7 protein-coding genes are annotated in these 6,046 nt (G+C 40.4%); 2 read left to right on the plus strand and 5 right to left on the minus strand.

What is annotated here, in order from left to right:
• A partial coding sequence (locus ABZB17_RS19475; RefSeq protein ID WP_372652730.1) for a family 16 glycoside hydrolase occupies nt 1-313 on the plus strand: 313 nt, incomplete at its 5' end.
• Here the strand turns inward: ABZB17_RS19475 and ABZB17_RS19480 are convergent.
• Entirely contained in the window at nt 314-1,243 is a 930-nt protein-coding gene (locus ABZB17_RS19480) for a DMT family transporter (protein WP_372652733.1), read from the minus strand.
• A 229-nt stretch (nt 1,244-1,472) separates the two neighbouring features.
• Between ABZB17_RS19480 and ABZB17_RS19485 the strand changes: the two genes are divergently transcribed.
• Entirely contained in the window at nt 1,473-1,937 is a 465-nt protein-coding gene (locus ABZB17_RS19485) for a MaoC family dehydratase (RefSeq protein WP_045026866.1), read from the plus strand.
• A 100-nt stretch (nt 1,938-2,037) separates the two neighbouring features.
• Here the strand turns inward: ABZB17_RS19485 and ABZB17_RS19490 are convergent, their stop codons facing one another.
• The 4 genes from ABZB17_RS19490 to ABZB17_RS19505 form a co-directional block, all read right to left on the minus strand.
• Nucleotides 2,038-2,508 carry a low molecular weight protein-tyrosine-phosphatase gene (locus tag ABZB17_RS19490; RefSeq protein ID WP_372652737.1) on the minus strand — a complete coding sequence of 157 codons (471 nt, stop codon included), beginning with the start codon at nt 2,506-2,508 and terminating at the stop codon, nt 2,038-2,040.
• Nucleotides 2,509-2,590: 82 nt separating this feature from the next.
• A complete protein-coding gene (locus tag ABZB17_RS19495; protein WP_372652739.1) occupies nt 2,591-3,340 on the minus strand; it encodes a shikimate dehydrogenase in 750 nt (249 codons plus the stop codon).
• Between the two features lie 93 nt (nt 3,341-3,433).
• The gene (locus ABZB17_RS19500; protein ID WP_372652742.1) at nt 3,434-4,369 is read right to left on the minus strand and encodes a DUF368 domain-containing protein; all 936 of its coding nucleotides are present in this window, start codon (nt 4,367-4,369) and stop codon (nt 3,434-3,436) included.
• 408 nt (nt 4,370-4,777) lie between these two features.
• Nucleotides 4,778-6,046 (minus strand): tetratricopeptide repeat protein (locus tag ABZB17_RS19505; RefSeq protein WP_372652744.1); only part of this gene is annotated, 1,269 nt, incomplete at its 5' end.

The following is a 6,046-nucleotide window of genomic DNA, read 5'->3' on the forward strand; positions in this document are numbered from 1 at the left end:
CGGAACCAATGTGATATTAAACGGCGAGTTATGGGAGCAGCACTGCACCGATTCAAAATCGAAAACACAATATGATGACGAGTGGGTAAGCGTTGAAGTGGAAGTGCACGGCGGAGAAGTGATTCGTCATTTTGTAGGTGGAGAGGAAGTGCTGAGCTACGAAAAGCCACAACTGGATCCACGTGATCAGTATTTCGAAAAATTATTGCCGGCCGATGGCAATGAAATAATCAGCGGCGGAACGATATCCATTCAGGCTGAAAGTCATGGTACCGATTTCAGGAAAATAGAGCTTTTGATTTTAAATGAATAGCTACTTTTTTCCCTCTTTAATGGCCATTTTTTGTTCTCTGCGGTTGGCATAGTTCAGGCTAAGCAGCGACACGGCAATTATCATCATTCCAATAATTGAAGCGAGATCAGGTTTTTCATTGCTCAACAAAATCCAGCTAAGTGCAGCACCTGAAACGGGAATAAGAAATTTCCACACATTCAGCAACGAAACTTTTACGCCAGGACGTTTCAGTAACGAATACCAAATAGTAATGGCAGCTGCCGATAAAAAGCTCAGCCACGCCAAAGCGTACCAGTATTTTGGAGGAAATGGCCCCAGGTGAATGCCTTCAACAGGAATAGAAACAATAGATAGCATCAAACCACCAATAATGAGCGAAGTGGAGCTTAAAACAACCGGTGAGATTGTGCCTGAGTGTTTCGCGACAATTACATTGGAATAACCCGATACAATATTATTAACCAGAAGTATTGCAATGCCAATATATTCCAGGTAGCCGGTCATCTCAACCTTCGAGCGGCCTAGTGTGATGATGGCAATGTCTGCCACGCCAATTAATATGCTAAATGTTTTTAGTGGAGTCATTTTATCGTTGTTAAACGAGTAATGCGCTACCAATGCTATAAAAAGCGGTTGCGATCCCACGATCATAGCAGATAACGATCCGGGAAGTAAATTTATACCACTGTAAAACAGCGCATATTGTGCAAATATTTGCACCACAGAGAGCAACAGTATAAATTTCAGGTTGTGTTTTAATTCTGAAAAATAGCGTTTTGGTTTTCCGAAATACAAAAACATAAGAAGGCCGGAAATGGTAAAACGGATACCTGCAAACTGGAACGGACTATGATATTCCAGTCCGATTTTTACTCCCGCAAAGGCGGTCGACCATAAAAGGCAGGCAACAATTGCCAGGAATGTTGTTGTTCGGAAAAGATTTCTCATGCGATAAATTGAAATGCAAAGGTGACCATTTTCTGATAAAAACCGGACGTGTAGGTCTGAATTTTTCAATATAACTTCAAAGTCGTTTTAAAAATGGAACATAAAGTATAAAAATTCAGTTTTTCTTTGTGAAAGCTTTATAAAAACTAAGGATTCGCAACACTGAAAACTGCTATACTTGCGGAAAAAGGATTAACTTGGCACATCATTTACCAGAATTATTTTTTCAATGGAAAAACGAATTATCAACAACTACGAAGAGTTTGAAGCCCTTTTGGGGCAGGTTATTGGAGTTTCAGATTATGTTCAAATAACTCAGGAGCAGATAGATAAATTTGCAGATGCCACGCTCGACTACCAGTGGATACACACCGATCCGGAGCGTGCAGCCAAAGAATCGCCGTTTAAAACAACCATCGCACATGGCTATTTATCCTTGTCGATGCTGACTTATCTGTGGTACAATGTTGTTGATGTAAGAAATGTAAAGATGATCGTAAATTACGGTATCGAGAGTTTACGTTTCCAGCAGCCGGTAAAAGTGAACGACAAAATCAGGGCAACGGTATCGTTAAACGACATTAAGAACCTGCGTGGAATTGCTAAAATTCAGGTAAAAATTGTGGTTGATATCGAAGGTGAGCGGAAACCGGCCTACGATTGTTTGGTAAATTTCCTTTACCACTTCGAATAAAACAGAACTACTTATAAAGTTTTTCATCCCCCTCTCCTTCATCGCTTCACAAGTCGAAATGGGATAAGGGGATGAAAGTATATTCCTGCAAAACCAAGCTTTAACTTATTTCCCGGAGCAGCCCTTCGCACGCGTCTTCCAGTAGATCGAGTACGAGCTCAAAACCTTCGGCTCCACCGTAATACGGATCCGGAACCTCGTCGTATTGGCCATCGCTGCAAAAATCTGTCATTTTGTGCAGTTTTTGCAAATCGTTGCCATTGCGGGCCATACTTTTTAAGTTCTGCATATTGCTGTCGTCCATCCCGATAATGTAATCGAAATAATCGAAATCGGAATGCGGATCGAACTTCCTGGAAAGCGATGTTAAATTATAATCGCGGCGTATGGCGTGTGATTGCATTCTTTTGTCGGCAGGTTCGCCGGCATGCCAGCCCGATGTTCCGGCAGAATCCACCTCAAACTGTTTGCTTAAACCGGCTTTTTTTACAACACCGTTAAACACTGCCTCTGCACTTGGCGAGCGACAAATATTTCCGAGGCATACGAAAAGTACTTTTGTTTTATCCATGTTCTTTAGTTGCGAGTTACTAGTTTCGAGTTTAAGTACGCAGATATCTGAAAACTGTATACTGTGACTGATCACTGAATACCTACTCTTCCGCGTTCCAAATCTCATAAGCCTTTTTAGCCTGGTTCAGCAACATTTCGTAGCCATTTTTAACTGTGGCTCCTTTGGCTTGTCCTTTGGCCATAAACTGCGTTACTTCAGGATTATAAACCAAATCAAAAAGCAAATGTTTGTCGGTTATAAATTCGTAAGGGATATTCGGGAAAGTTTCAACTTTTGGATAAGTTCCCAGCGGTGTAGCATTAATAATCAGCAGATGCTCTGTGATTACTTGCTCATCAATGTCTTCGTAACGAATCTCGTTTTCCTTTAACTCTTCAATCGATGCTGAAATATATTCGATTCCCAATTTTCTAAGAACATATTTTAATGCTTTCGAAGCACCACCTGTTCCAAGAATCAGTGCTTTTTTATGATGATCTTTTAAAAGTGGTTTCAGTGATGACTCAAAACCAAAAGTATCGGTATTAAATCCTTTTAAATTTACACCGTTTTCGGTTCGTGTAACACGAATGGTATTAACAGCGCCAATTTCTTTCGCCGAATCATTCAGTTCATCCAGATAAGGAATTACCTGTTCTTTGTACGGAATGGTAATGTTAAATCCAATCACTTCCGGGTTGTCTTTTACCACATCCGGAAATTTAGATATCGAATCGATTTCAAAATTGTCATAAGTTGAATCTATCTTTTCCGTTTCAAAACGTTCGGTAAAATAGCGTTTCGAGAATGAGTGGGTGAGTGGGTAGCCTAATAATCCGTATCTTTTCATTTTATAAGTATTGAGTCGTGAGTATCAAGTATCAAGTATCAAGTATCAAGAATCAAGAATCAAGTATCAAGAATCAAGTATCCGGAAACCAGTTTACTTCTTCAATTTCTTTCCAATTCCTTCAACTACAAAAATGAGTGCAAATCCAGCAATTGCCAGTAGAATTGCACCAAGCAACCAGGCTTCGTGTCCTGTAATTTGCTCGTATGTGGCGGGTAAGATATTACGTTCGGCGATGGGTTTTAATTCACCGTGACGATCGATTATTGTTTGTGTAACTTCTTTCCACGGCCATACTTTGTTTAGCGATCCTACCATAAAACCGGCTAACACCGCAATGGTGGTGTTGTGGTATTTTTTCAATAACCACGACAGCACATTTGAAAAAGCAATGATGCCAACTGCAGCTCCAACAAGGAAAGTAAGGATAACCGCAATGTTCATATCGCCAACTGCCGAAAGGATGAATTTGTACATGCCTAGCAATACCAAAATAAAACTACCAGAAATTCCCGGTAGGATCATCGCACAAATTGCAATGGCTCCCGACAGAAAAATAAACCAGTAGCTGGTGTTTGCTTCGGCAGGTGTGATAACTGTAATCAGGTAGGCAATTACAATTCCGGCCAAACCGCCAATAATGGTATCGGCTTTCCACCGTTTTATGGAGCGCGCCACATAAATAGCCGATGCAACGATCAGTCCGAAAAAGAACGACCACACTAAAATAGGGTAGTGGTGCAGCAAATATTCAAGCCCTTTTGCCAGCGAGAAAACACTGATTCCAATACCGATAAAAACACTGATAAGGAAAGTACCGTTGATGGCTTTCCAAAACTCAGCCAGTTTAAAACTGAGTAGGAGTTTAATCGCGGTTAAGTTGATTGACTTTATCGAGTTAATCAATTCTTCGTAAATACCGGTGATAAAGGCAATTGTTCCGCCGGAAACGCCCGGTACCACATCGGCAGCACCCATTGCCATTCCTTTTATTGCCAGTGAAAAATAATCTTTTGCTGATCTGTTCATTTATGGTCTGAATTTGTAACGGTGTAAATACCGATTAGCTTCAAAATGTCGCATTTTTTCTTTCAGTCTAAATGTTCCTTTTTCAGTCTATCGGCATTAACCATTGTAAAATGTAAAATTTGCTTTGCGGCATTCTACATTACAATTAGTATAATTTTAATTTCGGGATGCCAAAATACAAAAACAAATTGTTATACCAATTCTGAAAAGAATTAGGCTTTTCTATAATTCTTTTCAAATTGGGTAAATGCCGATATATAAAAACTAAACTATTGGGAGTTTGCGAACCGATAGCTTAAAGTTTTTAATGGTCGGTATAAAACAGGGATTCGAAGAAGAAGGTTGACTCCCAGCTGCTGATTTTGATCGGGGATTTAATAATTTGAATAAAGATCGAACTGCAATTTGTTATTTATCCCCCCGGCGGAAATCGTCGACAACCTTTTTAAGCTGCTTACTTTTTAAAGCTCTCGGGTAAATATCGAACAGGTAATTGATGTTTTCAAAATCCTGCAGCATTGCCGAACGTAACCATTCATAAGCTTCCTTGCGTTTCCGGGCTCCAAGTAGTATCGCCACCAGGCGGTATTTTAGCATCGAGTCGTCGTTATTGTCGATCGCCTTTTTCATAATTCGGATGGCACCGTTTGTATCTCCATTCTTTATTAAAGTCTCTGCCCAGGTGAGCCATATCTCGGTATTTTCAGCGTCAACACGAGCGCCTTGTTTATATGCTTTTATCGCATCATCCAGGTATTCGGCATCGCTGCTAACTTTTCCCAAAGTCAGCCAGTATTCCGAATTTTGCTTGTCGATCTTTATGGCCTTGTTGATGTAGTCGATACTTCTGTCGTACTTTTTAGCAATCCACATAATCAGCCCCACACCAAAATGAGCCGTATCATTTTCCGGATTCATGGAAATTGCTTTCTGGTAATTGTGCTCCGATTTTAGCTGGTCGTCAAGGTTCAGATAACATTCGCCAATATAACAGTAGGCATCGTCATTATCCGGGTCAACTTCCAGAAATTCTCTGTATTTATCTATAGCCTCTTTGAAACGTCCTGAATTGGCCAGCGCATTTCCGATATTGAACAGGGCCATATGGAAATTTTCGTTAATGGCCAGCGTGTACTCATAAGCCTCAATTGCCTCATCGTGCATGTCGGCTTTGTTGTAAACAATACCCAGGTTAAACCATGCAGAGTAATTGTATACATCGTAATCAATAAAACGATTGTAATACTTAATGCTGTTTTTGTAATCGCCAATCTGGTCGGTAAAAAATGCAAGATCGTAAAGCGCCAGTTCGTGTTTTGGATTCAGTTTTAGCGCTTTTTTGAAATAGGAGATGGCCTCACTTATTTCGCCAATTTGCACAAACGCCGAACCAACGTGGTATAAAATATCGTCGGTTTCTCCGTTCCCGACTTTGATTGCTTTTTTGAATGATGCTTTTGCCAGGTCTTCGTTGCCCATAATCAACGATGCCGAACCTCTTAACAGGTGAACATCGGGATTGGTGTTTTCAACTCTTTCAGCAAAATCGAGGTATTTCTGAGCCTGGTCGTATTTGCCTTTGCTCAGCAGAATTTGCGCATATTTTAAATGAAGAGGAACAGCATTCGGGTGGATTTGTATGCCTTGTTTAGCCGCAATTTCAGATGACTGCAAATC

Origin of the sequence: Draconibacterium sp. (assembly GCF_041583095.1) — a bacterium.
Lineage (GTDB): Bacteria > Bacteroidota > Bacteroidia > Bacteroidales > Prolixibacteraceae > Draconibacterium.

Excerpts from the sequence above, each read along its gene's own strand:
- ABZB17_RS19480 (WP_372652733.1), bottom strand. The coding sequence starts at position 1,243 with ATGAGAAATCTTTTCCGAACAACAACATTCCTGGCAATTGTTGCCTGC.
- ABZB17_RS19485 (WP_045026866.1), top strand. The coding sequence starts at position 1,473 with ATGGAAAAACGAATTATCAACAACTACGAAGAGTTTGAAGCCCTTTTG.
- ABZB17_RS19490 (WP_372652737.1), bottom strand. The coding sequence starts at position 2,508 with ATGGATAAAACAAAAGTACTTTTCGTATGCCTCGGAAATATTTGTCGC.
- ABZB17_RS19495 (WP_372652739.1), bottom strand. The coding sequence starts at position 3,340 with ATGAAAAGATACGGATTATTAGGCTACCCACTCACCCACTCATTCTCG.
- ABZB17_RS19500 (WP_372652742.1), bottom strand. The coding sequence starts at position 4,369 with ATGAACAGATCAGCAAAAGATTATTTTTCACTGGCAATAAAAGGAATG.